The 24095-nt window shown below is 75.0% G+C and carries 17 protein-coding genes; 4 read left to right on the forward strand and 13 right to left on the reverse strand.

All coding sequences use genetic code 11. The features are described from left to right. Positions 1–567: 567 nt before the first annotated feature. Together AC0680_RS34785 and pdxH are read right to left on the reverse strand one after the other, a co-directional pair. Complete coding sequence (locus tag AC0680_RS34785) at positions 568–2025, reverse strand: PAS domain-containing protein (protein ID WP_478636909.1); 1458 nt, start codon at positions 2023–2025, stop codon at positions 568–570. A gap of 482 nt (positions 2026–2507) precedes the next feature. Then, positions 2508–3203 (reverse strand): pyridoxamine 5'-phosphate oxidase, encoded by a 696-nt coding sequence (gene pdxH, locus AC0680_RS34790; protein WP_478636936.1) that lies wholly within the window; start codon positions 3201–3203, stop codon positions 2508–2510. A gap of 510 nt (positions 3204–3713) precedes the next feature. On the opposite strand from pdxH, the gene AC0680_RS34795 reads away from it, so the two are divergent. Next, positions 3714–4814, forward strand: coding sequence for a citrate synthase 2 (locus tag AC0680_RS34795; protein WP_393499445.1), 1101 nt, complete (start codon positions 3714–3716; stop codon positions 4812–4814). 523 nt (positions 4815–5337) lie between these two features. On the opposite strand, the gene AC0680_RS34800 is transcribed toward AC0680_RS34795, so the two are convergent. The 8 genes from AC0680_RS34800 to AC0680_RS34835 all read right to left on the reverse strand — a co-directional run bounded on the left by AC0680_RS34800 (position 5338) and on the right by AC0680_RS34835 (position 15337). Beyond that, positions 5338–5967, reverse strand: coding sequence for a TetR/AcrR family transcriptional regulator (locus tag AC0680_RS34800; RefSeq protein ID WP_478636911.1), 630 nt, complete (start codon positions 5965–5967; stop codon positions 5338–5340). After that, positions 5955–6725: an enoyl-CoA hydratase family protein gene (locus AC0680_RS34805; protein ID WP_478636913.1), complete on the reverse strand. Its 771-nt coding sequence runs from the start codon at positions 6723–6725 to the stop codon at positions 5955–5957. The genes AC0680_RS34800 and AC0680_RS34805 overlap by 13 nt, the downstream gene beginning before the upstream one ends. Before the next feature lie 149 nt (positions 6726–6874). After that, the gene (locus tag AC0680_RS34810; RefSeq protein ID WP_478636914.1) at positions 6875–8041 is read right to left on the reverse strand and encodes an acyl-CoA dehydrogenase family protein; all 1167 of its coding nucleotides are present in this window, start codon (positions 8039–8041) and stop codon (positions 6875–6877) included. Positions 8042–8116: 75 nt separating this feature from the next. Further along, complete coding sequence (locus AC0680_RS34815) at positions 8117–10015, reverse strand: acetyl/propionyl/methylcrotonyl-CoA carboxylase subunit alpha (RefSeq protein WP_478636916.1); 1899 nt, start codon at positions 10013–10015, stop codon at positions 8117–8119. A 7-nt stretch (positions 10016–10022) separates the two neighbouring features. Beyond that, positions 10023–11621, reverse strand: a complete 1599-nt coding sequence (locus tag AC0680_RS34820) for an acyl-CoA carboxylase subunit beta (protein WP_478636918.1) — start codon at positions 11619–11621, stop codon at positions 10023–10025. Further along, positions 11618–13366, reverse strand: a complete 1749-nt coding sequence (locus AC0680_RS34825) for an acyclic terpene utilization AtuA family protein (RefSeq protein ID WP_478636920.1) — start codon at positions 13364–13366, stop codon at positions 11618–11620. The genes AC0680_RS34820 and AC0680_RS34825 overlap by 4 nt, the downstream gene beginning before the upstream one ends. Then, the gene (locus AC0680_RS34830; protein ID WP_478636921.1) at positions 13363–14166 is read right to left on the reverse strand and encodes a TIGR03084 family metal-binding protein; all 804 of its coding nucleotides are present in this window, start codon (positions 14164–14166) and stop codon (positions 13363–13365) included. The genes AC0680_RS34825 and AC0680_RS34830 overlap by 4 nt, the downstream gene beginning before the upstream one ends. Before the next feature lie 268 nt (positions 14167–14434). Then, a complete protein-coding gene (locus AC0680_RS34835) occupies positions 14435–15337 on the reverse strand; it encodes an EamA family transporter (protein WP_478636938.1) in 903 nt (300 codons plus the stop codon). A 159-nt stretch (positions 15338–15496) separates the two neighbouring features. Here AC0680_RS34835 and AC0680_RS34840 point away from each other — a divergent pair, with 159 nt between their 5' ends. Then, positions 15497–16363, forward strand: coding sequence for a LysR family transcriptional regulator (locus tag AC0680_RS34840; protein ID WP_478636923.1), 867 nt, complete (start codon positions 15497–15499; stop codon positions 16361–16363). A 62-nt stretch (positions 16364–16425) separates the two neighbouring features. Here AC0680_RS34840 and AC0680_RS34845 read toward each other — a convergent pair whose 3' ends face one another. The 3 genes from AC0680_RS34845 to AC0680_RS34855 all read right to left on the reverse strand — a co-directional run bounded on the left by AC0680_RS34845 (position 16426) and on the right by AC0680_RS34855 (position 21677). Beyond that, entirely contained in the window at positions 16426–17037 is a 612-nt protein-coding gene (locus AC0680_RS34845) for a GOLPH3/VPS74 family protein (RefSeq protein WP_478636925.1), read from the reverse strand. 170 nt (positions 17038–17207) lie between these two features. Then, a complete protein-coding gene (locus AC0680_RS34850) occupies positions 17208–20135 on the reverse strand; it encodes an FAD-binding and (Fe-S)-binding domain-containing protein (RefSeq protein WP_478636926.1) in 2928 nt (975 codons plus the stop codon). 69 nt (positions 20136–20204) lie between these two features. Continuing rightward, positions 20205–21677, reverse strand: coding sequence for an FAD-binding oxidoreductase (locus tag AC0680_RS34855; RefSeq protein ID WP_478636928.1), 1473 nt, complete (start codon positions 21675–21677; stop codon positions 20205–20207). A gap of 53 nt (positions 21678–21730) precedes the next feature. Between AC0680_RS34855 and AC0680_RS34860 the strand changes: the two genes are divergently transcribed. Next, complete coding sequence (locus AC0680_RS34860) at positions 21731–22717, forward strand: helix-turn-helix transcriptional regulator (RefSeq protein ID WP_478636930.1); 987 nt, start codon at positions 21731–21733, stop codon at positions 22715–22717. Between the two features lie 93 nt (positions 22718–22810). After that, positions 22811–23929, forward strand: coding sequence for a phosphoserine transaminase (gene serC, locus AC0680_RS34865; RefSeq protein ID WP_478636932.1), 1119 nt, complete (start codon positions 22811–22813; stop codon positions 23927–23929). The last annotated feature ends 166 nt before the right edge of the window (positions 23930–24095 follow it).

Genomic DNA, 24095 nt, shown 5'->3' on the forward strand with positions numbered 1-24095 from the left:
GGGCGGGTGTGGGGGTGCGGGGGACGCCTAGGGGGTGGGCGAACACATCCCGTAGGGGACGCGAGGGCCCCCTGCGGGGCCATAACGTGGCAGGGCGGGGCGGCATTCCCGCGGAGACGGGTGCTGGTCCCGCAAGGCCAGGTGGTCGCCCCGCGGCCCGCAGCGGGACCGGCAGACCGTCCGGACCGGCAGACCACAGGGTGACCGGTGGGCGCCGGCGTGACGGGCAGGCCTCCGCGTCACCGGCAGGCTCCGGCGCGACCGGCAGGCCCCGGCGCGAACGGTAGATCCCAGAGCGACCGGCAGACCGCAGGGTGACCGGCAGGCCCCGGCGTGACGGGCAGGCCCCAGCATGACGGGCAGCCCTCCGCGTCACCGGCAGGGTGCGGCGCGACCGGCAGGGTGCGGCGCGACCGGCAGGGTGCGGCGCGACCGGCAGGCCCCAGCGTCACAGGCAAACCCCAGAGCGACCGGTAGATCCCAGAGCGACCGGCAGGCCCGGCGTCACCGGCAGCCCTCGCGTCACCGGCAAGGTGGCCGCTGGCGGCGCGGCACCCTCTCTGACCGTCAGGTCGACGACGCGCCCGACAGGTCCAAGGAGGCGGCGATGCGGGCCGCTACCTCTTCCGCGTAGTCCGCGTCCGCGCGGTCGAAGGGGCGGCGGGCGGGCGAGCGCAGGAACGTCACGACGCCGAGCGTCCGGCCGCGGCTGCGCAGGACCGCGCACAGGCCGTGCACGGTGCCGTCCGGCCAGTTACGGGCCGCCGCCCAGCCCTCCGCCGGGGCGGAGCCGGCGCTGCTGCGCACCGAGCCGCGGCGCTCGTACGCCTGGAACGCCGGATGGCCCCGCACATACGGCACGGGGATGCCGGTCGCCGAGGACGCCTCCGAGGGGCCGGGCGAACCGGCCGGGGAGGACAGCGTCCGCACCAGAGCGCAGGCCGCGCCCGCCCCCTCGTAGCCGCCGTCCCCGTCGTCCGCCTCACGGGCCTCGTACGTGTCGTCCCCGGAGACCACCCCGTACGGCGCCGGAGCGGGCTTCGTGGCGAGGTCGACCAGGCCGTGGTCGGCGAAGCCCGCCAGCGCGAAGTCGAGGTGGACCGCGGCGGCCTCGGCCGGGTCCGGGCACTCCGCGGCCGCCCGGCCGGCGCGGTGGAGCTGATGGGCCCTGAAGCGCAGCAGGGAGTTCTCCTGTTCGGTGCGCTTGGCCTCCGTGACGTCCTGGAAGAGCCAGGCGACGCCCAGCGGCACCGGCTCCTCCGCCAGCGGCGAGGCCAGCCGGACGAAGCCGCTGCGCCAGCACCGGCGCGGCAGTTCGTCCTCCTCGGAGCGCAGCGTCACCCACAGCTCGGCGGCGGCCGGCGGCGCGCCCTCGGCGAGGACGTGCTGCAGGGCGCACTCCAGTTCCTCGACGCCCTGCGCCAGCAGTTCGGCCAGCGGGCGCCCCAGCAGGGCCGTCCGCCCCACGCCCAGGATGCGGGCGGCGTGCGCGTTGACGACGGCGGGCCGCAGATCGGCGTCGACCAGCACCACACCCCACGACGCGTCCTCGAAGAGCGCCACGCTGAGCGCGATGGACCGCTCCAGGTCGATCTGCGTGTGCACCTCGCTGAAGGCGCAGTACGCGCCCGAGACCCGGCCGCCGGGGCCGCGGACGGCGGAGGACTGGGTGCGGACCAGAACGCGGTGGCCGTCCTTGGCCAGCAGGGCGAACTCATGGACCTGCCGGCCCGGGGAGCGCATCGCGGCCGTGAGCGCGGCGTCGACGCCGTCGGCGTCCTCCTTGCGGACGGCCCAGCCCGTCAGACCCGTACGGCCGACGGCCTCCGCGGCGGCCCAGCCCAGGATGCGCTCGGCCTCGTGGTTCCAGTGGGTGACCGTGCCGTCCGCCGAGAAGGCGACCAGGGCGGCGTCCATGCCGTCCAGGAGCGCGGCGAGCAGGCCGGAGTCCTCGGTCTCGTCGGCGGCGCAGCGCGCCGAGGCCGAGGATCCGGACAGACCGGAAGAAGCCGACGATGCAGACACTGGCACCCCTCACGAACGCGGCCGCACGTGCTCCACCTGGGAACATTCAACTGGAACGTGACACACCCCACAGCCGATTCGCGGAAATCGTTGCTCCCGGAAAAATTTGGTTGTGCGGTGCCGGAGCGCTTCCTAATGTGTGGGGCACACGAGAAGGGAGGTGGTTCGGCCAATGATTTCGCACCGGACGCGTGAGGTGGCTGCGGGCTAGCGGCCCGTCGCTTCACCGAAGTGCAGCGCCGGACCAGCGCATACTGCAGATGCGCAGCCGGCCAATTCCCAGCAGTCACCCGACCCGCGGGCTGTCGGTTCGTCCGACCGGCCCTTCGCGCCACCGAGCGCGGAGGAGCAGCCCGCGGGTCGCCTGCGTTTTGCGCGGGCCGCCCGCGTGTGTGCGGCCGGTTTCGGGTGCGGTTTCGGGTTCGGGTTCGATTTCGGGTTCGGCTCAAGGGCCGGGGACCCGCACGACTCCGGGCTCCCGTTTACGGCGCCAGGCGCTCGACCCTCCAGGTCTCGCCCCCGGCCTCGGTTCCGGCGTCCGCCCCGGCCTCGGTTCCGGCGTCCGCCCCGGCCTCGGTCTCGGCCCCGGTCTCGCGAACGTATCGGAGCCGGTCGTGGAGCCGGTTCAGCCGGCCCTGCCAGAATTCGATCGTTTCGGCGGCGATCCGGTAGCCGCCCCAGTGCGGCGGCGCGGGCACCTGCTCACCCTCGGGGTAGCGGGCCGCCAATTCCTCGTAGGCGCGCTCCAGTTCCTCGCGCGAGGAGACCGGGGCCGACTGGTCGCTGGCCCAGGCGCCCAGCTGGGACCCGTGCGGGCGGGTGCGGAAGTAGGCGGCGGTCTCGTCCCGGCCGATGCGCTCCGCGGTGCCCGTCACCACGACCTGGCGGGAGAGCGGGTGCCAGGGAAACACCAGGGAGATATGGGGGTTTTCGGCCAGCTCACGGCCTTTTCGGCTGTGGTAGTTGGTGAAGAACACAAAGCCGCGGTCGTCGAACGCCTTGAGCAGCACGGTCCGCGAGCTCGGCCGGCCGGCGGCGTCCGCCGTCGAGACGACCATGGCGTTCGGCTCGTGCAGACCGGCCACCGTCGCGTCCTTGAACCAGCGCGCGAACTGGTCGTAAGGGCTGGCGGCGAGGTCGGACTCGGCGAGTCCCTCGGCGCGGTAGTGCGCACGCATGGTGGAGGGATCGGGGGTCTCGGCGTGAGGCGCGTCGGCTGGGTGCACGGCCTCATCTTGCAGCATCGCCGCGGGCGCGGTCAGGTGGGAGGGGCGGAAGTCTGCCCCTCGTCGACCAGCCGTAACCCTCCCGTCGACCAATCGACCGATGTGCCGGATCTCACGCTTCCCCGCAGGTGGGGGACCCGACAAAATCATGGCTCGGCGCACTGTGGCCCCCGGACAGGGGGAGCTATCGTGTTCCGTCCGGCCCGAGGGGACGCACCACGCGCCCTGACCACACGGCCTGACCGCAAGAGCACCGCACCGACCCCGCCCGCCCGCGGCCCCGACCCACCGCGGGCAGGACCCTCGCGTGGCCCACGCCCTGGCGGGGCATCACCGGGGTGACCGGTACGGACCGCGAGCTGCCCGCGCAACCGCGTAACCGCGTCGGCACCGCACACCAGACTCGACCGCACGGCAGCCGGTCACAGGCCGTATGCCGTCCCCAGCTTGAGGAGCCGCCTGATGTCCGACTTCGTACCCGGACTCGAGGGAATCGTCGCGTTCGAGACGGAGATCGCCGAACCGGATAAGGAGGGCGGCGCGCTCCGCTACCGCGGGGTCGACATCGAAGACCTCGTCGGGCACGTGTCGTTCGGGAACGTCTGGGGGCTGCTGGTCGACGGGGCGTTCAACCCCGGTCTGCCGCCCGCCGAGCCGTTCCCCATCCCGGTGCACTCCGGAGACATCCGGGTCGACGTGCAGTCGGCGCTCGCCATGCTCGCGCCCGTATGGGGCCTGAAACCGCTGCTGGACATCGACGAGGCGACCGCCCGCGACAACCTCGCCCGCGCGGCGGTCATGGCGCTGTCCTACGTCGCCCAGTCGGCGCGCGGGCAGGGCCTGCCGATGGTGCCGCAGAAGGAGATCGACAAGGCGGAGACCGTCGTGGAGCGCTTCATGAAGCGCTGGCGCGGTGAGCCCGACCCCAAGCACGTCAAGGCCGTCGACGCCTACTGGACCTCGGCCGCCGAACACGGCATGAACGCCTCCACCTTCACCGCCCGGGTCATCGCCTCCACCGGAGCGGATGTGGCGGCGGCGCTCTCCGGCGCGGTCGGCGCGATGTCCGGTCCGCTGCACGGCGGCGCGCCCTCGCGGGTCCTGGGCATGATCGAGGAGATCGAGCGGACCGGCGACGCCGGCGCCTACGTCCGCAAGGCGCTGGACAAGGGCGAGCGGCTGATGGGCTTCGGCCACCGCGTCTACCGCGCGGAGGACCCGCGTGCGCGGGTGCTGCGGCGCACCGCCAGGGAACTGGCCGCGCCCCGCTTCGAGGTCGCCGAGGCGCTGGAGAAGGCCGCGCTGGAGGAGCTGCACAACCGCCGCCCGGACCGGGTGCTGGCCACCAACGTCGAGTTCTGGGCGGCCATCGTCCTGGACTTCGCCGAGGTCCCGGCGCACATGTTCACCTCCATGTTCACCTGTGCGCGGACGGCCGGCTGGAGCGCGCACATCCTGGAGCAGAAGCGGACCGGCCGGCTCGTCCGCCCCTCCGCCCGCTACGTCGGCCCCGGCGCGCGCGGGCCGCAGGAGATCTCCGGCTACGACGACATCGCACGCTGAGCCGCCCGGCCGTGGGGCGCGGCGGCGGTCAGAGCCTGCCGCCGAGCTCCACGGTGCGCCGGTCCGCTGCGCTTGGCTTGCTTCCCACGTTTTCGGCTTTCCCGCCGTGGGGGTTCTCGCCGTTTCGCCCGCGGCGGGCGGTTGATTGTCGGCTGTCCCGCCGTGGTGGTTTGTCGCCGTTGCGCCTGCGGCGGGCGGTGGTTTGTCGGGTGCGGTGACAGCCCTACGGACTCCGTCCTACGGTCTGTCCCCTCCCGTGAGTGGGCGGGAAGACGGGCCGGTGGGGGCTGACCTGCTCCGTCGACCACCGGCACACGAACGCTGACGTCCAGCCCCACCGGTCTCCTTTCCCCCACCCACGGGAGGGGGCGGACCGCAGGACGAAGTCCGGAGGGCCGCACCCGCTGCCGTAAACGCCCCGCGCAGCGGAACCCAGCCCGCCGCAGGCGAAACGGCGAGACCCCCCCACGGCGGGCCAGCCGACAACGTGGGAAGCAGCAAAGCGCAGCGAAAAGCGCAGCGCCTAGCGCAGCGGGTTCAGTACGGAGTCGATGATTTTCGCCCACTGCTCCACGACCCGGTCGCGCCGGGCCGAGTCGTCCGTCAGGAGGTTGGCCAGGCCCAGGCCCCGGGCCATGTCGAGCAGCCCCTGGACGGTCTCCCGTACGCCGGGCACCGCCTCGTCGGCGTCCAGCAGTGCCACCGCCGTGCGGTGCGCCTCGCGGCCGACCCGCGCCTCCAGGGCGGTGACCCGTTCGCGCAGCTGCTCCTCGTCGGAGGCGGCCACCCACAGGTGCAGCGCGGCCTTGAACAGCGGCCCCGTGTACAGGCCGACCAGCTCCTCGACGATGATCCAGGTGCGGGCGACGGACCCGGCGGGCGGCAGGTTGTGGGCGACCGCCTTCAGGGCGCCCTGCCGCTTTTCCGCGACATGCTCGACGGCCGCCGTGAACAGGTCCTCGCGGGTGCGGAAGTGGTGCTGGGCGGCGCCCCGGGAGACGCCCGCCCGCTCGGCGACCACCGAGACCGTGCTGCCGCTCCAGCCGCGCTCGGCCAGGCAGGAGACGGCCGCCTCCAGCAGCTTCTGGCGGGTCGCCCGGCTGCGTTCCTGCTGGGGCGGGCGGGCGCCGCGGGCCGGGGTCAGCGCGCCCATGACGGGGCCCGTCGCTCCAGGAAGGCGGTCATGCCCTCGCGGGCCTCGGCGGAGCCGAAGAGTCGCGCGGACTGCTCGGCGAGCGCTTCGGTGTCGCGGTCGAAGGCGCCGAGCACCTCGGCGGTGACCAGCTTCTTCGACTCGGCCAGGCCCTGGGGCGAGCCCTTGCGCAGGCCCTCCAGTACGGGGGCGAGCCCGGCGTCGACGTCCTCGGCGGCGAGGGTGACCAGCCCGATCCTGGCCGCCTCCGCCGGGCCGAACTTCTCGCCGGTCAGGTAGTAGCGGCTCGCGGCGCGCGCGTCGAGCCGCGGCAGCAGCGGCAGGGAGATCACGGCGGGGGCGAGGCCGAGGCGGGCCTCGGTGAAGGCGAAGGTGGCGTCCGGGCCCGCCGCGGCGATGTCGCAGGCGCCGAGCAGCCCGAGGCCGCCGGCGCGCACGTGTCCGGTGACGCGGGCGACGACGGGCCGGGGCAGTTCCACGATGGCGCGCAGCAGCGCGGCCAGGCCCAGCGGGCCCGCCGTGGCCGCGCCCGAGGTGGCCTCGGTGAGATCGGCGCCGGCGCAGAACGTGCCCCCGGTGTGGGTCAGTACGACGGCGCGGGTGGCGTCGTCGGCCGCGGCGTCCGCCAGCGCCGTGTGCAGCTCGGCCATCAGCCGGGCGGAGAGCGCGTTGCGGTTGTGCGGGGAGTCCAGGGCGAGGGTGGTGATGCCGCGCTCGTGGGAGCGCGCCACCAGGGGTGTGGCGGGTGCGTCGGTCATCGGTGGTTCGGGCTCCTTTCCCTGGCGCGCGGTGCACGCCGCAGGATCGTGCACGGGTGGCCTGCCCGGCAACTCGCCGTCCTTGAGGGGTGGCGCTGCTCAGGGGTGGGGCGGCGGCCGGGCAGGCGGCCTGCCGGTCTGTGCGGGCCTCAGTACGACTTGGGCAGGCCCAGGGTCTGGTGCGAGACGAAGTTGAGGATCATCTCGCGGCTGACCGGTGCGATCCTGGCGACCCGGGCGGCGGTGATCATCGAGGCGAGGCCGTACTCCTGGGTGAGGCCGTTGCCGCCGAGGGTGTGGACGGCCTGGTCGACGGCGTGCACCGCGGCCTCGGCCGCCGCGTACTTGGCCATGTTGGCGGCCTCCCCCGCGGCCATGTCGTCACCCGCGTCGTAGAGGTGCGCCGCCTTCCGCGTCATCAGCCCGGCCAGTTCCAGTTCGATATGGGCCTGGGCGAGCGGGTGGGCGATGGCCTGGTGGGCGCCGATGGGCTCCTTCCACACCTGTCGGGTGCGGGCGTAGTCCACGGCCCGGTCCAGGGCGTAGCGGCCCATGCCGAGGGCGAACGCGGCGGTCATGATGCGCTCGGGGTTGAGCCCGGCGAAGAGCTGGAGGAGTCCGGCGTCCTCGTCGCCGACGAGGGCGTCGGCGGGCAGCCGCACCTGATCCAGGGTCAGCTCGAACTGCTTCTCCGGGGCCGCCAGTTCCATCGGTATGGCGCTGCGGCCGAAGCCGGGGGCGTCGCGCGGGACGATGAACAGGCAGGGCTTGAGGCGGCCGGTCCGGGCGTCCTCCGTGCGGCCGACGATCAGTGTCGCGTCGGCGATGTCCACGCCCGAGACGAACACCTTGCGGCCGCTGAGGATCCAGTCTCCCCCGCCGTCCCGGCGGGCGGTGGTGGTGATGCGGTGCGAGTTGGAGCCGGCGTCCGGTTCGGTGATGCCGAAGGCCATCGTGCGGGAGCCGTCGGCCAGTCCGGGCAGCCAGGCCTGCTTCTGCCGCTCGGTGCCGAAGCGGGCGATGACCGCGCCGCAGATGGCGGGCGAGACGACCATCATCAGCAGCGGGCAGCCGGCCGCCCCCAGCTCCTCCAGTACGAGGGAGAGTTCGGTGATGCCGCCGCCTCCGCCGCCGTACTCCTCGGGGAGGTTGACGCCCAGGTAGCCGAGCTTGGCGGCCTCCCGCCACAGGTCGTCGGTGTGCCGGCCCTCGGCGACGGCGGCGGCGAAGTACTCCCGGCCGTAGCGGCGGCCCAGCGCGGCCACGGCCTCGCGCAGGGCGCGGTGTTCCTCGGTCTCGATCACAGGGTTGCTCATGACGGCTCCTTGTGTGCGTGGGTGAGGTGCGTGCGGTCCGGGCGTGGCCCCGCGGTTCGGTTCGGTCCGTGCGGTTCAGTCCGCGACCACGGCGAGCAGCGCGCCCACCTCGACCTGCTGGCCGGTGCGGGCGGGCAGGGCGGTGAGCGTGCCGGCGGCCGGCGCGGTGATCTTGTGTTCCATCTTCATCGCCTCCAGCCACATCAGGGTCTGCCCCGGCTCGACCCGGGCCCCCTCGGCCAGCCCGTCGGCGATGCGGACGACCGTGCCGGGCATGGGGGCCAGCAGCGAGCCCGGCTCGGTACGGGCCGCGGGGTCGGGGAAGCGGGGCAGCGCGATGAGGGCCCAGGAGCCCCGCGGGGTGTCGACGTGGACCCGGTCGCCGTAGCGGGTGACGGTGAACTCCCTGCGCAGGCCGTCCACTTCGAGCACGACCGCGGTGGCGGAGGAGGCCAGCAGCCGGACGCCGGGGAGGTCCTCGGCGTGCAGGTGGCCGCGGGTGAGGCGGTAGCGGATCTCGTGCGTCGTGCCGTCGCAGTCGTAGGTCTTGGTCTGCGGAGCGGAGGGGACGTTGCGGAAGCCGCCGAAGCGGGACCGGCCGTGGGCGTCGGCGAGCGCCGCGGCCAGGGCCGCCACCCGCGCCGCCGCCAGGTCGCCGGGCCCGGTCAGCTCCGCCAGGTTGCGGTCGTAGAAGCCGGTGTCCAGGCCCGCCGGGTCGGTGAACTCCGGGTGGCGCAGGGAGCGGACGAGCAGTGCGCGGTTGGTGGCGGGGCCGTGGACGCGGGCGCGTTCCAGGGCGCCCGCCAGCTTGCGCACGGCCTCCTCGCGGGTCGGCGCCCAGGCGATGACCTTGGCCAGCAGGGCGTCGTAGTGGACGGTGACGCGGTCGCCGCCGGTGACGCCGGAGTCCAGGCGGACGCCGTCGGGCAGGGTCAGTCGGTGCACGGTGCCGGTCTGCGGCTGCCAGCCGGCCGCCGGGTCCTCGGCGTAGAGGCGGGCCTCGACGGCGTGCCCGGAGGGCTCGGGCGGGCGGGCGTCCAGCGGCCGGCCCTCGGCCACCCGGATCTGGAGGGCGACCAGGTCGAGGCGGTAGATCTCCTCGGTGACCGGGTGCTCGACCTGGAGGCGGGTGTTCGTCTCCAGGAAGTACGCCCGCCCGTCGGCCGACACCAGGAACTCCACGGTGCCCGCGCCGCGGTAGCCGATGGCGCGGGCGGCCCGCTCCGCGGCCCGGTGCAGGGTCTCGCGCAGCTCCTCGGGCAGTCCGGGGGCGGGCGCCTCCTCGATGACCTTCTGGTGGCGGCGCTGCAGGGAGCAGTCGCGGGTGCCGAGCGTCCAGACGGTGCCGTGCGCGTCGGCGAGGATCTGCACCTCGACGTGGCGGCCGCCGACGACGTACGGCTCGACGAAGACCTCGCCGTCCCCGAAGGCGGCGGCCGCCTCGGCTTCGGCGGCCTTCAACTCGCCCGGCAGGTCCGCAAGTTCGCGTACCACGCGCATACCGCGTCCGCCGCCGCCCGCGGCCGCCTTCACCAGCAGCGGCAGCTCGGCCGCGGTGGCGGCGGCCGGGTCCACGGGGGACAGCAGCGGCACCCCGGCCGCCGCCATCAGCTCCTTGGAACGGGTCTTGGAGGCCATCGCCTCGATGGCGGCGGGCGGCGGGCCGATCCAGGTCAGGCCCGCGTCGGCCACCGCCGCCGCGAAGGCGGCGTTCTCGGAGAGGAAGCCGTAGCCGGGATGGACCGCGTCGGCGCCGGCGGCCAGCGCCGCCCGCACGATCAGCTCACCGCGCAGGTAGGTGTCGGCCGGCGCGTCACCGGGGAGCCGGACGGCGGTGTCGGCCTCCCGGACGTGCGGAGCCCCGGCGTCGGCGTCGGAGTGCACGGCGACGGTGGCGATGCCCAGTTCGCGGCAGGTGCGCAGGATCCGGCGGGCGATTTCGCCGCGGTTGGCGACAAGGACGGAACGGATCATTTCTGCCTCACATCCGGAAGACGCCGAAGCCGCCCCGCGCGCCCTCGACGGGTGCGGTGTGCAGGGCGGACAGGCACAGGCCGAGGACGGTGCGGGTGTCGCGCGGGTCGATGACGCCGTCGTCGTAGAGCCGCCCGGACAGGAACATCGGCAGCGACTCCGACTCGATCTGCTGCTCCACCATGGCGCGCAGCCCGGCGTCGGCCTCCTCGTCGTACGGCTGCCCCTTCGCGGCAGCCGAGGCGCGCGCGACGATCGACAGCACGCCGGCCAGCTGCTGCGGGCCCATGACGGCGGACTTGGCGCTCGGCCAGGCGAACAGGAAACGGGGGTCGAAGGCGCGGCCGCACATGCCGTAGTGCCCCGCGCCGTAGGAGGCCCCCATCAGGACGGACAGGTGCGGGACCTTCGAGTTGGACACCGCGTTGATCATCATCGCGCCGTGCTTGATGATGCCGCCCTGCTCGTACTCCTTGCCGACCATGTAGCCGGTGGTGTTGTGGAGGAAGAGCAGGGGGATGTCGCGCTGGTTGGCCAGCTGGATGAACTGCGCGGCCTTCTGGGACTCCGCGCTGAACAGGACGCCCTGGGCATTGGCGAGGATGCCGACGGGGTAGCCGTGCAGCTCGGCCCAGCCGGTGACCAGGCTCGGCCCGTACAGCGGTTTGAACTCGTCGAAGTCGGAGCCGTCCACGATCCGGACGATGACCTCGCGCGGGTCGAAGGGCGCCTTGAGGTCGCCGGGGACGATGCCGAGCAGCTCCTCCTGGTCGTACATCGGCGGTGCCGCGGGGCCCGGATCGGCGTGCGCCTTGCGCCAGTTCAGGCGGGCGACGACCCGCCGGGCCCGGCGCAGCGCATCCGGTTCGTCCAGCGCGAAGTGGTCGGCGAGGCCCGATGTGCGGGCGTGCATCTCGGCGCCGCCCAGCGACTCGTCGTCGCTCTCCTCGCCGGTGGCCATCTTCACCAGCGGCGGACCGCCCAGGAAGACCTTGGCGCGCTCCTTGACCATGATGACGTGGTCGGACATGCCGGGGACGTAGGCGCCCCCGGCCGTGGAGTTGCCGAAGACCACCGCCACGGTCGGGATGCCGGCCGCCGACAGCCGGGTGAGGTCCTTGAACAGCGCCCCGCCCGGGATGAAGATCTCCTTCTGGCTGGGCAGGTCGGCGCCACCGGACTCGACGAGGGAGACCACCGGGAGGCGGTTGGCGAAGGCGATCTCGTTCGCGCGCAGGGCCTTCTTCAGCGTCCAGGGGTTCGAGGCGCCGCCGCGCACGGTCGGGTCGTTGGCGGTGATCAGGCACTCCACGCCCTCGACGACGCCGATGCCGGTGACCAGCGAGGCGCCCACCTGGTAGTCGCTCCCCCAGGCGGCGAGCGGCGACAGTTCCAAAAACGGGGTGTCGGGGTCGACGAGCAGCTCGATCCGCTCCCGGGCGAGCAGCTTGCCGCGCCCCCGGTGCCGGTCGACGTACTTCTCGCCGCCGCCCGCGATCGCCTTGGCGTGCTCGGCCTCGACGTCCGCGAGCTTGGCGAGCATCGCCGTGCGCCGCTCGGTGTACTCGGCGCTCGTCGGGTCGAGCCCGGTTGCCGGGACGGTCACCACAACACCTCCGGTATGTCCATGTGCCGCGCGCGCAGCCACTCGCCCACGGCCTTGGCCTGCGGGTCGAAGCGGGCCTGCGCCGCGACGCCCTCGCCGAGCAGTCCCTCGACGACGAAGTTGAGCGCGCGCAGATTCGGCAGTACGTGCCGGTCGATGGGCAACTCGGCGGCCTCCGGGAGGAGTTGCCGCAGCCGTTCGACGGTCAGCGTGTGGGCCAGCCAGCGCCACGCCCGGTCGCTGCGGGCCCAGACGCCGACGTTCGCGGAGCCGCCCTTGTCCCCGCTGCGGGCGCCGGCGACCAGGCCGAGCGGCGCCCGCCGGGTGGCCCCGGCCGGCAGCGGCTCGGGCAGCGGCGGGTCCGGCAGCCGCACCAGCGGCCGCGTCCGCCGCGGCGGGGGGATGCGGGTGCGGGTGCCGTCCGGCAGTACGGCGGTGTGCTCCACCTCCGCCGCGGGCACCGCCACCGCTTCGAAGACCCCGTAGGGGGATCCCCTGCCGGGCGGGGCGGTGACGTGGAAGCCGGGGTAGCTGGCGAGCGCCAGCTCGATCGCGGCGCCGCTGACCGTCCGCCCCACCGCGTCCTGGTCGCCGTCGCGCACCACCAGCCGCAGCAGCGCGGCGGCCTCCTCCTGGACGTCGGCGTCGGCCCGGTCGGTGCGCGCCAGCGTCCAGCGCACCTCTGCCGGGCGGCGGCCGGCGGCCTCGAACGCCGCGTCCATCTGCGCCTTGACCAGCTCCGCCTTGTCCTCGACGGCCAGCCCGGTCAGGACGAAGGTGACCTCGTTGCGCCAGCCGCCGAGGCGGGTCAGCCCGGCCTTGAGGTCCGGCGGCGGCGCCTCGCCGCGCACCCCCTCGATCCGGACCCGGTCCGGGGCCTGCGCCACCACGCGTGCGGTGTCCAGCCGCGCGGTGACCTCCGGGCCGGCGTAGCGCGCACCGGAGGTCTCGTAGAGCAGTTGGGCGGTGACCGTGCCGACGTCGACCACCCCGCCCGTCCCCGGGTGCTTGGTGATCACCGACGAGCCGTCCCGGGCGATCTCGGCGAGCGGGAAGCCGGGCCGCAGCACGTCGTGGTCGCCGAAGAACGCGTAGTTCCCTCCGGTCGCCTGGGTTCCGCACTCCAGCACATGCCCGGCGACCACCGCGCCGGCCAGCTGGTCGAGGTCGTCGGGCCGCCAGCCGAAATGGGCCTGGGCGGCGCCGCTGACCAGCGCGGCGTCGGTGACCCGCCCGGTGACCACCACCTCGGCCCCGGCCCGCAGGCATGCGGCGATCCCGCCACCGCCCAGGTAGGCGTTGGCGCTCAGCACGCCCTCGCCCCAGCCCCCGCGGGCCAGCAGGTCGTCGCCCTCGACGTGCGCCACCCGCACCGGCACCCCGGCCTCGTCCGCCAACTCCCGCACCGCGTCGGCCAGTCCGGCCGGATTGAGCCCGCCCGCGTTGGCGACGATCCGCACCCCGCGCTCGACGGCCAGCCCGAGGCACTCCCGCAGCTGGCGCAGGAAGGTCCGGGCGTAGCCGCGGGCGGGGTCCTTCAGGCGGTCGCGGCCGAGGATCAGCATGGTCAGCTCGGCGAGGTAGTCGCCGGTGAGCACGTCCAGGGGGCCGCCGGTGAGCATCTCGCGCAGCGCGTCGAAGCGGTCGCCGTAGAAGCCGGAGGCGTTGCCGACGCGCAGGATGTCGGGGTCGTCCCCCAGGGGGTGTGCGGGGGCGGCATCGGCCACGGCACCGTCGCCGCTCATGCGGGGCCGCCCTTCCCGGAGGGCTCGCGGCCCGTCCCCGGCGGTCCCGCGAAGGCCTGCGCGATGCCCAGCCACCGCTGCGCCTGCGCCCCCTCGGCCCGCAGGGAGGGCAGGTCGTCGCGGTGCGCCCGCTGGGTCACCAGCAGGCAGAACTCCAGCGCGCCTCCGGTCACCCGCTGCCGGGCGTCGGGCGGGCCGTACGCCCACACGCTTCCGTCCGGCGCCCGCAGCTCCACCCTGAACTCCTCCTCGGGCGGGGCGAGGTGATGCGTCGCGAAGGCGAAGTCGCGGGTGCGCACCCCGATCCGGGCGATGTGCCGCAGCCGGGCGGTGGGCAGGCGGGCGACGCCCAGCGTGTCGGCGACGTCCTGGCCGTGCGCCCAGGTCTCCATCAGCCGTGCGGTGGCCATCGACGCCACGCTCATCGGCGGGCCGTACCACGGCAGCTTCTCCCCCGCCGGGTGTGCGGCCAGCGCCCGGGACAGCTCGTGGCGGCCGGCGCGCCAGCCGGCGAGCAGCTCCGCCGGCGGCGTCCTGGCACCGGCCTCGGCGGCCTCGTCGACGAAGGTGAGCGGCGAGGCGAGCGCCTCCTGGGCGGCTCGGGCGAACGCCTCGGGGTCGGTGGCCGAGAGCAGCGCCTGGCGGTCGGTCCACGCCAGATGCGCGATCTGGTGGGCGAGGGTCCACCCCTTCGCGGGCGTGGGCAGCCGCCACCGCGCGGCCGGCAGCCCGGCGACCAGCGCGTCCAGTTCCTCGCTCTCCGCCCTGAGATCCGCCAGTACGGGACCGGCATCCAACACGCGGCACTCCCCTCATCGGCCCATGTGCCGGGCGGCCAGGGCGGGTTGACAGGCGTCGTGGTGCGTTACGGGTTCCGCACCGAGGGTGGCAGCGCGCGGAGAAACAATCAAGCATGCATGCATGATTTCTGGCCCCGGGGCGGTGCCACGGGGCCGTGCGGGGGCACCGGGGAGCGCGCGTCACCAGGCCGGGGCGCGCGCCACCAGGCCGTGAGCCTCGTCAGGCCGTGAGCGTCGTCACCCCGCGCCCGTCAGCACGCCACGGGCGTCAGCGGCCCGACGCGGACCGCACCGCGCCCACGCTCGCGACGACGACCAGCCCGATCGCGACGATCTCCGCCCAGCCCAGGGCCTGGCCCAGCACCAGGAAGCCGGCGGTGGCCGCCGCGGCCGGCTCCAGGCTCATCATGACCGCGAAGCCGGAGGCCGGAAGCTTGCGCAGGGCGAGCAGCTCCAGGGTGTAGGGCAGGACGGACGACATCATGGCGACCGCGGCGCCCAGGCCCAGGGTGACCGGGTCGAGCAGTGCGGTCCCCGCGCTGACGGCGCCGAGCGGCAGGCTGAGCAGCGCGGCGACGGTCATCGCCAGCGCCAGCCCGTCGGCCTGCGGGAAGCGCGCTCCCGTACGGGCGGAGAGCAGGATGTACGCGGCCCACAGACCGCCGGCGGCCAGCGCGCACCCCGCGCCGACGAAGTTGAGCCCGTCGAACCCCTCGCGCCCCAGCAGCACCACTCCGCCCAGCGCCAGCGCCGCCCACACCAGGCTGAGCAGCCGGCGCGAGGTGGCCACCGACAGGATCAGCGGCCCGAGGAACTCCAGGGTGACCGCGGCGCCCAGCGGAATCCGGTCGATCGCCTGGTAGAAGAGCGAGTTCATCCCGACCAGGGCGACGCCGAAGGCCAGGACCGTGGCCCAGTCGCCGCGCGTGTAGCCGCGCACCCTGGGGCGGCAGAAGAGGAGCAGGACCAGGGAGGCGACGACCAGGCGCAGGGTGACCACGCCCAGCGCGCCGGCCCGCGGGAAGAGCAGCACCGCCACCGAGGAGCCGAACTGCAGCCCGACGATCCCGCCGATCACCAGCGCCACCGATCCCAGCCGCCCGCGCGCCCCCGGCGCCCCGGCCCGGGCGGCCCCGGCCTGTGCCGCGCGCACCTCGGGCGAGGGCGGCACGGGGTGCGGGACCGCCCCGTCACCGGGGGCCGTGGTGGTGAGATCTGTGGCGGGTATGCGTCCCTCGGGACCGGCAGGCGAAGCGTTCACCCCACCACGCTAAGGCCCGCCGTTCTCGTCCGTGAAATGCCTTTTCCCCTGTTGTTATGCTCCGCGCGCATGAGCATCGAGCTGCGTCATCTCCGCTGCTTTCTCGCCATCGCCGACACCCGCAGCGTGACCCGTGCCGCCGAGCGCCTGCACCTGACCCAGCCCGCCGTCTCCCGCACCCTGCGCCGGCTGGAGCAGGAGCTGGGCGTCCGCCTCGTCGACCGCTCCACCCACCACCTCGCGCTCACACCCGACGGCGCGGCCTTCCGCGACCGGGCCGCGGTCGCCGTGGCCGCCTTCGACCTGGCCCTGGGCTTCGCCCACCACCCCGGCTGGCCGCTGCGCCTGGGGCACGCCTGGTCGGCCGCCGGTACGGACACCACCGCGCTGCTGCGCCGCTGGCGCAAGGAGCAGCCCGGCACACCGCTCGAACTCCTGCGCATCGACGACCGCACGGCCGGCCTGGCCCGCGGCGAGGTGGACGCCGCCCTGCTGCGCGGCGACGTCCACGCCCCGGGCCTGGTCACCGAGCAGCTCACCACCGAACCCCGGGTCGCCGGCCTCCCCGCCGACGACCCGCTGGCCCACCGTGCCGCCCTCTGCCTGGCCGAGCTGGCCGACCGCACCATCGCCCTGAACACGGTCTCCGGCACCACCACCCTCGACCTGTGGCCGGCCTCGGCCCGCCCCTCCTCGACGATCACCATCGGCAACACCGACGACTGGCTCGCCGCCATCACCGGCGGCCGCGCGGTGGGCGTCACCACCTCCGCCACCGCCGAGATGCACCCGCACCCGTCGATGGCGTACGTCCCCCTCACCGACGCCCCGCCGGTCCCGGTGGTCATCGCCTGGCGCGACGGGCCGGGGCATCCGCGCATCCCGGACCTGGTCGCGCTGGCGCACGAGGTCATGGGCCGAACGGGCGGCGGGTAGCGGCGGGTCCGTCCTCCCCGCCCCGGCTCCCGGGCACCGGTCGGGCCCCAGACCTGCCGTCGTCAGCCGCCGTCCCCCCGCCAGACGTTGTCGAAGGCCGCCTCGTCGATGGCGCGCCGCTGCCGTTCGAACTGCAGGTGACGCACCGCGTCGTCGACGGCGGCGAGCACGGTCGCCACCGCGTCGTCGGCCACGCCCGGGGAGTCCCCGGTGTGCTCCTCGCCGATGCCGACGGCCGCCGCGAGGGCGGCGAGGACGGGCTCCCGCCCGGTCCAGCGGCTCACCGCCCGGCGTCGGTCGGCGGAGTCGGCCAGCCGCACCCGGCCCGCGTCGAAGGGCTTCCAGCGGCGGCGCTCCCGGGTGAGCTGCCCCTCGGTCTCCAGTGCGGCCAGGTAGGCCCCGTGCAGGCCGCGGCCCCTGCGCCACAGCCAGTCGTCGACCGTCTCGTACGGCGCCTGCCCGACGAGCGACGCCGCGGCCCGCTCCAGGAGGTCGTCGGCCAGTGCCGGCCGGTAGCCCGGCACGATGCGCTCCCCGTCCAGCGTGACGGCTCCGGCGCCCAGGAGGTCGATCACCTCGGCTCCCGCGAGCGCGAGCGACAGATCGCCGCGTTCCGGGGGGCGGCTGGACTCCACGTCCATCGCCACGATCAGCAGGTCCCGCGGTGTGGTCATCAGCGGCTCCACGTCAGGGCCGGCGCCCCGCGTCGCGAGGGCGCGCGGGGCCGGGCACCGGTGGGCCTCGGCGACACCGGCGAGCACTCCCGTATACGAGCTTACGGAGCGCCGGAAGCCGCCGCATCCCGCGCCGGCGCCCGCCGCCGGCCCCCGGGCGGCGGCGGGGATCAGCCGCCGTCCTCCTCCCCCAGCGCCTCGGCCAGCACCTCCGCCAGGTGGCGGCCACGTCGGCCCGCCAGCTGGTCGAGCTGGGTGCGGCAGGAGAAGCCGTCCGCGAGGATCTCCGCCTCGGGCGGCGACTTGCGCACCGCGGGCAGGAGTTGGTCCTCGGCGCAGGCCACGGACACCTCGTAGTGGCCTTGCTCGAAGCCGAAGTTGCCGGCCAGGCCGCAGCATCCGCCGCTCAACTCCCCGGTGAGTCCGGCCCGTTCGCGCAGCCGGCGGTCGGCCGCGTCGCCGAGGACGGCGTGCTGGTGGCAGTGGGTCTGGCCGGCGACGGGGCGGTCCAGGCGCGGGGGGCGCCAGTCGGGAGCCAGTTCCTCCAGCACCTCGGCGAAGGTGCGCACCTGGGAGGCGAGGTGGGCGGCGCGGGGGTCGTCGGCGAGCAGTTCGGGCAGGTCGGTGCGCAGGGCGGCGGCGCAGCTCGGTTCGAGGACGACCAGCGGCCGGCCGGGGCGCACCAGCGGACCGAGGACGTCGACGGTGCGGCGCATCACCGCGCGGGCCCGGTCGAGCTGTCCGGTGGAGACATAGGTCAGGCCGCAGCACAGGGGGCGGTGGCGGCGCGGGAGGCGGACGGGCCCCGGCCCGCCGGACGCGGAGCGCAGCGGCGCGGTCGGCGGGAGGAGGGGGCGCAGACCGGCCGCTTCCAGGACCCGCACCGCGGAGCGGCCGACCTGCGGGGAGAGGTGGTCGGTGAAGGTGTCGGGCCACAGCACGACCGTGCGGGCGGCGCCGGCGGCCGGCTCGCCGGTGGACCGGCGCCGGCGCCACCACCAGCGGGTGAAGGTCTCGGCGGCCAGTTCCGGGACGGGCCGCTCGGGGGCGATGCCGGCGAGGCGCTTGCCGAGGGCGGCCAGGGGCGTGCGGGCGAGGGTGTTGAGGACGGGAGCCGCCGGCGCCGCGGCGTGCAGCCACTGGGGCAGCCGGCCCATGGAGTAGTGGGCGGCGGGGCGCAGCCGGCCCTCGTAGTGGTGGTGGAGGAACTCCGCCTTGTAGGTGGCCATGTCGACGCCGACCGGGCAGTCGCTGCGGCAGCCCTTGCAGGACAGGCACAGGTCGAGGGCGTCGCGCACCTCCGGCGACCGCCAGCCGTCGGTGATCACTTCGCCGGCGAGCATCTCGTGCAGCAGCCGGGCCCGGCCTCGGGTGGAGTGCTGCTCGGCGCCGGTGGCGCGGAAGGACGGGCACATGACGTCCGTCGAGCCGGGCGCCGCATGGGCGCCCCGGCATTTGGCGACGCCCACGCAGCGGCGTACGGCGGCCGAGAAGTCCCCGCCGTCGTGCGGGTAGCCGAAGGCGACCGGGACCGGCCCCTTGGGCAGGGACGCGAAGCGCAGGTTGTCGTCGAGGCGGGCGGGGCGCACGAGCATGCCGGGGTTGAGGCCGGCGGCCGGGTCCCACAGGTCCTTGAAGCGCTCGAAGAGGCCGACCAGCTCCGGGCCGTACATCTTCGGCAGCAGCTCGGCGCGGGCCTGGCCGTCGCCGTGCTCCCCCGACAGCGATCCGCCGTGGGAGACGACCAACTCGCCCAGGTCGTAGGAGAATTCCCTGAAGCGGCGGATGCCGGGGGCGCTTTGCAGGTCGAAGTCGATGCGGACGTGGATGCAGCCGTCTCCGAAGTGGCCGTAGGGGGTGCCGCGCAGGCCGTGCTGGGCGAGCAGGGCGCGGAAGTCCCGCAGGTAGGGGCCGAGCCGGGCGGGCGGTACCGCGCAGTCCTCCCAGCCGGGCCAGGCCTCCGTGCCGTCGGGCATCCGGGTCGCGGTGCCGGAGGCGTCCTCGCGGATCCGCCACAGCGCCCGCTGGCCGGCCGGGTCGGTGACCAGGGTGTGGTCGGTGGCGCCGTCCGCGGCCGCCGCCCGGCAGAGCGCCTCGGCGCGGGCGGCCGCCTCGGCGGGGCTCTCGCCGCCCGTCTCGACGAACAGCCAGGCGCCGCCCTTGGGCAGCCCGGCCGCGCTGCCCACCAGGTCGGCGGCCATCCCCTCGACGGTCATGGGCCGGTGCGGCAGGAGGGTGTGGGCGGCCTCGGCGGCCGCGCTCTCGTCGGGGTAGCCGAGGACGGCCAGCGCGCGGGCCGCGGGGGTCCTCACGAGCCTGACGGTCGCCTCGGTCAGCACGCCGAGGGTGCCCTCGCTGCCGGTGAGGGCGCGCGCCAGGTCGGTGCCCGCCTCCGGCAGCAGCGCGTCCAGGGCGTAGCCGGAGATGCGGCGCGGGAGGTCGGGGTAGCCGGTGCGCAGCAGCGCCAACTCCCCGTCGACCAGGGCCTTGACGCCGTCCCGCAGGCGCGGCGGCAGTCCGGTGGGGGCACCGGTGGGGTCCGTGCCGCGGCCGGCGCGCACCCGCTCGCCGCCGTAGGTCAGCAGTTGCAGTTCGCGGACGCTGTCGGCGGTGGTGCCCCAGGCCACCGAGTGCGACCCGCAGGAGTTGTTGCCGATCATGCCGCCGAGGGTGCAGCGGCTGTGGGTGGAGGGGTCGGGTCCGAAGGTCAGCCGGTGCGGGGCCGCGGCCGCCCGCAGGTCGTCCAGCACCACGCCGGGCTGCACCACGGCCGTGCGGCTCTCGGCGTCCAGCGACACGATCCGCCGCATGTGGCGGGTGAAGTCCAGCACGACGCCGACGCCGGTCGCCTGGCCGGCGATGCTGGTCCCGCCGCCGCGCGCCACCACCGGCACGCCGTGCTCCCGGCACACCCGCAGCGCCGCCGCGACATCGTCGGCGTCCCGGGGCGCGACCACCGCCCGGGGCACCCGCCGGTAGTTGGACGCGTCCATCGTCACCAGCGCCCGGTCGGCCGCGGTGGACGAGACCTCCCCTCGTACCGCGGCCGCCAACTCCTTCACCAGGTTCCGCTGCTCCGTCACGTTGCGATCAGCCATGTCCCCAGCCTGCCCACTGAAACCGGTCCATGAGGCCTCCGGCGGGGCCGTTCCTCGACGACGGGGCCGTCAGACGGCGCGGGGTGCCGCCGCGGCCGCCGGTTCGCCCTGCGGCGTCGCGGCCGCGTTCGGGTGGAAGCGGAAGACGTTGTGCGGGTCGTGGGCGGCCTTGAGCCCGGCCAGCCGGCGGTGCTCGTCGGCCTCGTGCGCGCTGCGCGCCACCTCCGCCGCGTCCGGCCGCCGCCCGTGGCCGCCGAAGAGGAAGTTCACGCTCCGGCCCAGCCGCCAGGGCTCGACGGCCGCGAGCGCCTCGGCGTGCAGCGCCCGTACGGCGGCCAGGGCGGCGCCGGTGTCGTCCGCGGGCAGCGGCGACAGCAGACGCAGCGCGTAACGGGCGGTGCGGTGACCGACGGTGCCGGCCGCGCCGGGCGCCGCCAGCGCGCCCCCCAGATGGTTGAGCTGCACCACGCACATCGCCGGGGCGGCCGGCCCGGTCAGCGCGGCCACCCGGCGCAGCGCCGCCGCGTCCAGCCCGCCGAGCAGCGCGTTGTCGCCGTCGTAGGCGTGCGGATCGCTCGGGTCGCGGTGGATGGTGTGCGACTCCTCGTACGCCATCTCGCGCAGGTCGTCGCCGACCCGCGGGCCGACCGCGCGCAGCGGCGCCACCAGCCGCTCGCCCTCCTCGGCGCTGCCGGTGTAGGCGATGCGGATCTGCGCGAGGTAGCGGCCGCGCAGCTCCGCCGGCAGCTGCGGCAGATCGGGGTAGGCGATCAGCGCGAGCGAGGAGGTCAGCTCGTCGGGAACGGTCTCGGTCCAGCACAGATACGCCGCCAGCGCCTCGTCGACCCGCTCGGCGCCGAACACCAGCTGCCCGCCGTAGAGCCGCGCCACCGGCACCAGCCCGAACTCCATCGCGGTCACCACTCCCAGGCCGTGGCCGCCGCCGAGCAGCGCGGCGAACAGCTCCGGGTCGCGCTCTGCGGTGACGTGCAGCTGCCGGGCGTCGGCGGTGACCAGGTCGATCGACCGTACGTGGTCCGCGGCGAAGCCGTAGGTGCGGGCCAGCACGCCGATCCCGCCCCCGAGGGTGTAGGAGACGACGCCGACGCCCGGGGAGGAGCCGTTGAGCGGCGCGAGCCCGTGCGGGGCGGCCGCCTCGACGACCTGGCCCCAGACGACGCCCGCCGCGACGTGGGCGGTGCGGGCCGCCGCGTCGACCCGTACCTCGTTCATCCGCCGGGTGCTGATCAGCAGTCCGCCGTCGGTGGCGGCGGACAGTCCGTGCCCGGTGGCCTGGACGGCGACCGGCAGCCCCTGGGCGCGGGCGAAGCGCACCGCGGCGCGCACGTCGTCGGCGTGCGCCGCGCCGACGACGACGGCCGGCCGGTGCCGGGCGGCCAGTTGGAACCCGGACCGCTCCGCGTCGTAGCCGTCGTCGCCGGGGACGAGGACGACTCCGGTGACCTCCTCCTTCAGGGCGGTGAGGGCGGCGGGGTCGAGGGGGAGGGCGGGGTGCGCCGGTGCGGGGTCGTTGATCTCCATGCCCGTACCTTGACGCGATAAGTTGACACCCGCCGTCATATATAAATCGGTCGGTGAAGTCCGACCGCCTGCTGTCGATCCTGCTGCTCCTCCAGACCCGCGGCCGGGTGCCGGCCGGCGAGCTCGCCGAGCGGCTGGAGGTCTCCCGCCGGACCGTCTACCGCGACATCGAGTCCCTTTCGGCGGCCGGTGTGCCGGTCTACGCCGAGCGCGGCCGGCACGGCGGGATCGCGCTGCTGCCGGGTTTCCGCACCGATGTCACGGGGCTGACCACCGACGAGGCGCGCGCCTTGTTCGTCCTGGCCGCACAGGGCGCCCACAGCGCCCTCGGTCTGGACGGCGCGCTCGGCTCGGCGCTGCGCAAGGTGATGGCCGCGCTGCCCGCGCCGCACCGCCCGGCCGCGGAGCTGACCCGCCGCCGCATCCTGGTCGACCCGGACAGATGGCTGGCCCGCCCCGCCGACGCGGTCGACCTGGACGTCCTGCACACCGCCGTCCTCACCGATGTGCGGCTGCGCATCCGCTACCGCCACAGCGGGGAGACGCGGCTGCGCACCTACACCGTGGATCCCTACGGGCTGGTGGCGAAGGCCGGCACCTGGTACCTCGTCGCGGACCGGCGCGGCCGCCCGCAGCTCTTCAGGGCCGACCGGGTGGACCGCGCGACGCTCACCGACGCCCCGGTGCGGCGGCGCTGCGGCGTGGAACTCGCCGAGGTCTGGCGGCAGCTGCGGCGCCAGGTCGAGGACCGGCCCGCGGACGTGCGGGTCACCGCCCGCATCCGCCGCACACGGCTCGATCTGGCCGTACGCATCCTGGGCGGGTCGCTGACCGGGCCGCCCCGTACGGGTGACGCCGAAGCGGGCGGCGAGGAATGGGCCGTGCTCGAACTGGCCTACCCCGTCCTGCCCGCCGTCCGCCAGCTGCTCCAGTTCGGCGACGACCTCGAAGTGCTCGGCCCGCCCGCCGCCCGCCGGGTGATCGCCCGGGCCGCGGCCGCCGTCGCCGGGGTGTACGACGCGGACGAGGTGCCGCCGTGATCGCCGCCGGGCCCGTCCACCGTACGATCGGCGGCCATCTCACCCGCTGGACGTGCCGCCGGACCCCGCAGCGCGACGGATTAGGCTTCGCCCGTGGCTGATATCCAGATTCCCGCTGACATCAAGCCCGCCGACGGACGCTTCGGCGCGGGCCCCTCCAAGGTGCGTACGGAGGCGCTCGGCGCCCTGGCCGCCACCGGTAGCTCCCTCCTCGGCACGTCCCACCGCCAGGCCCCGGTCAAGAACCTGGTCGGCAAGGTGCGCGACGGCGTACGCGACCTCTTCCAGCTCCCCGAGGGCTACGAGGTCGTGCTCGGCAACGGCGGCTCCACCGCGTTCTGGGACATCGCGACGCACGGCCTGATCGAGCGCAAGTCCCAGCACCTGTCCTTCGGCGAGTTCTCCTCGAAGTTCGCCAAGGCCGCCAAGCTGGCGCCGTGGCTGGCGGAGCCCACCGTCATCTCCGCCGACCCGGGCAGCCACCCGGACCCGGCGGCCGAAGAGGGCGTGGACGTCTACGCGTTCACCCACAACGAGACCTCCACCGGCGTCGCCGCGCCCATCCGCCGCGTCGCGGGCGCCGACTCCGGCTCCCTGGTCCTGGTCGACGCCACGTCCGGCGCCGGCGGCCTGCCCGTCGACATCGCCGAGACCGACGTCTACTACTTCGCCCCGCAGAAGTCCTTCGCCGCCGACGGCGGTCTGTGGCTGGCGGTCTTCTCGCCCGCCGCCCTGGAGCGCGCCCGCGCCGTCCACGCGTCCGGCCGCCACATCCCGGAGTTCTTCTCGCTCCCCACGGCGATCGACAACTCCCTGAAGAACCAGACGTACAACACCCCGGCCCTGTCCACGCTCTTCCTGCTCAACGAGCAGCTGGAGTGGATCAACGGCCAGGGCGGCCTGGACTGGGCGGTCCGCCGCACCGCCACCTCCGCCCGCACCCTGTACGGCTGGGCCGAGGAGTCCAAGTACGCCACGCCGTTCGTCGTCGACCCGGCCAAGCGCTCGCAGGTCATCGGCACGATCGACTTCAACGACGACATCGACGCGGCGGCCGTCGCCAAGGCCCTGCGCGCCAACGGCATCGTCGACACCGAGCCCTACCGCAAGCTGGGCCGCAACCAGCTGCGCATCGCGATGTTCCCGGCGATCGACCCGTCGGACGTCGAGGCCCTGACGGCCTGCGTCGACTACGTGATCGGCCAGCTGTAACGGCCGACCCGGCACCACAGCGCACCGGGGGGGGGGGGGGGAGCCGGAGGGGGGGGGGGGGGGGGGGGGGGGACGGGGGGGGGGGGGGGGAGGGGGGGGGGGGGGGGGGCGGTGGGGGGGGGGGGGGGGGGGGAGGGGGTTCCACTTCGTGGTGTGTTCTTGTGAG

Source organism: Streptomyces sp. NPDC043738 (genome assembly GCF_056436545.1).

Coding starts and splice junctions, on each gene's coding strand:
- pdxH (WP_478636936.1), bottom strand. CDS start 3,203: ATGCGTGCGCACTACCGCGCCGAGGGACTCGCCGAGTCCGACCTCGCC.
- AC0680_RS34795 (WP_393499445.1), top strand. CDS start 3,714: ATGTCCGACTTCGTACCCGGACTCGAGGGAATCGTCGCGTTCGAGACG.
- AC0680_RS34800 (WP_478636911.1), bottom strand. CDS start 5,967: ATGGGCGCGCTGACCCCGGCCCGCGGCGCCCGCCCGCCCCAGCAGGAA.
- AC0680_RS34805 (WP_478636913.1), bottom strand. CDS start 6,725: ATGACCGACGCACCCGCCACACCCCTGGTGGCGCGCTCCCACGAGCGC.
- AC0680_RS34810 (WP_478636914.1), bottom strand. CDS start 8,041: ATGAGCAACCCTGTGATCGAGACCGAGGAACACCGCGCCCTGCGCGAG.
- AC0680_RS34815 (WP_478636916.1), bottom strand. CDS start 10,015: ATGATCCGTTCCGTCCTTGTCGCCAACCGCGGCGAAATCGCCCGCCGG.
- AC0680_RS34825 (WP_478636920.1), bottom strand. CDS start 13,366: ATGAGCGGCGACGGTGCCGTGGCCGATGCCGCCCCCGCACACCCCCTG.
- AC0680_RS34840 (WP_478636923.1), top strand. CDS start 15,497: ATGAGCATCGAGCTGCGTCATCTCCGCTGCTTTCTCGCCATCGCCGAC.
- AC0680_RS34845 (WP_478636925.1), bottom strand. CDS start 17,037: ATGACCACACCGCGGGACCTGCTGATCGTGGCGATGGACGTGGAGTCC.
- AC0680_RS34850 (WP_478636926.1), bottom strand. CDS start 20,135: ATGGCTGATCGCAACGTGACGGAGCAGCGGAACCTGGTGAAGGAGTTG.
- AC0680_RS34855 (WP_478636928.1), bottom strand. CDS start 21,677: ATGGAGATCAACGACCCCGCACCGGCGCACCCCGCCCTCCCCCTCGAC.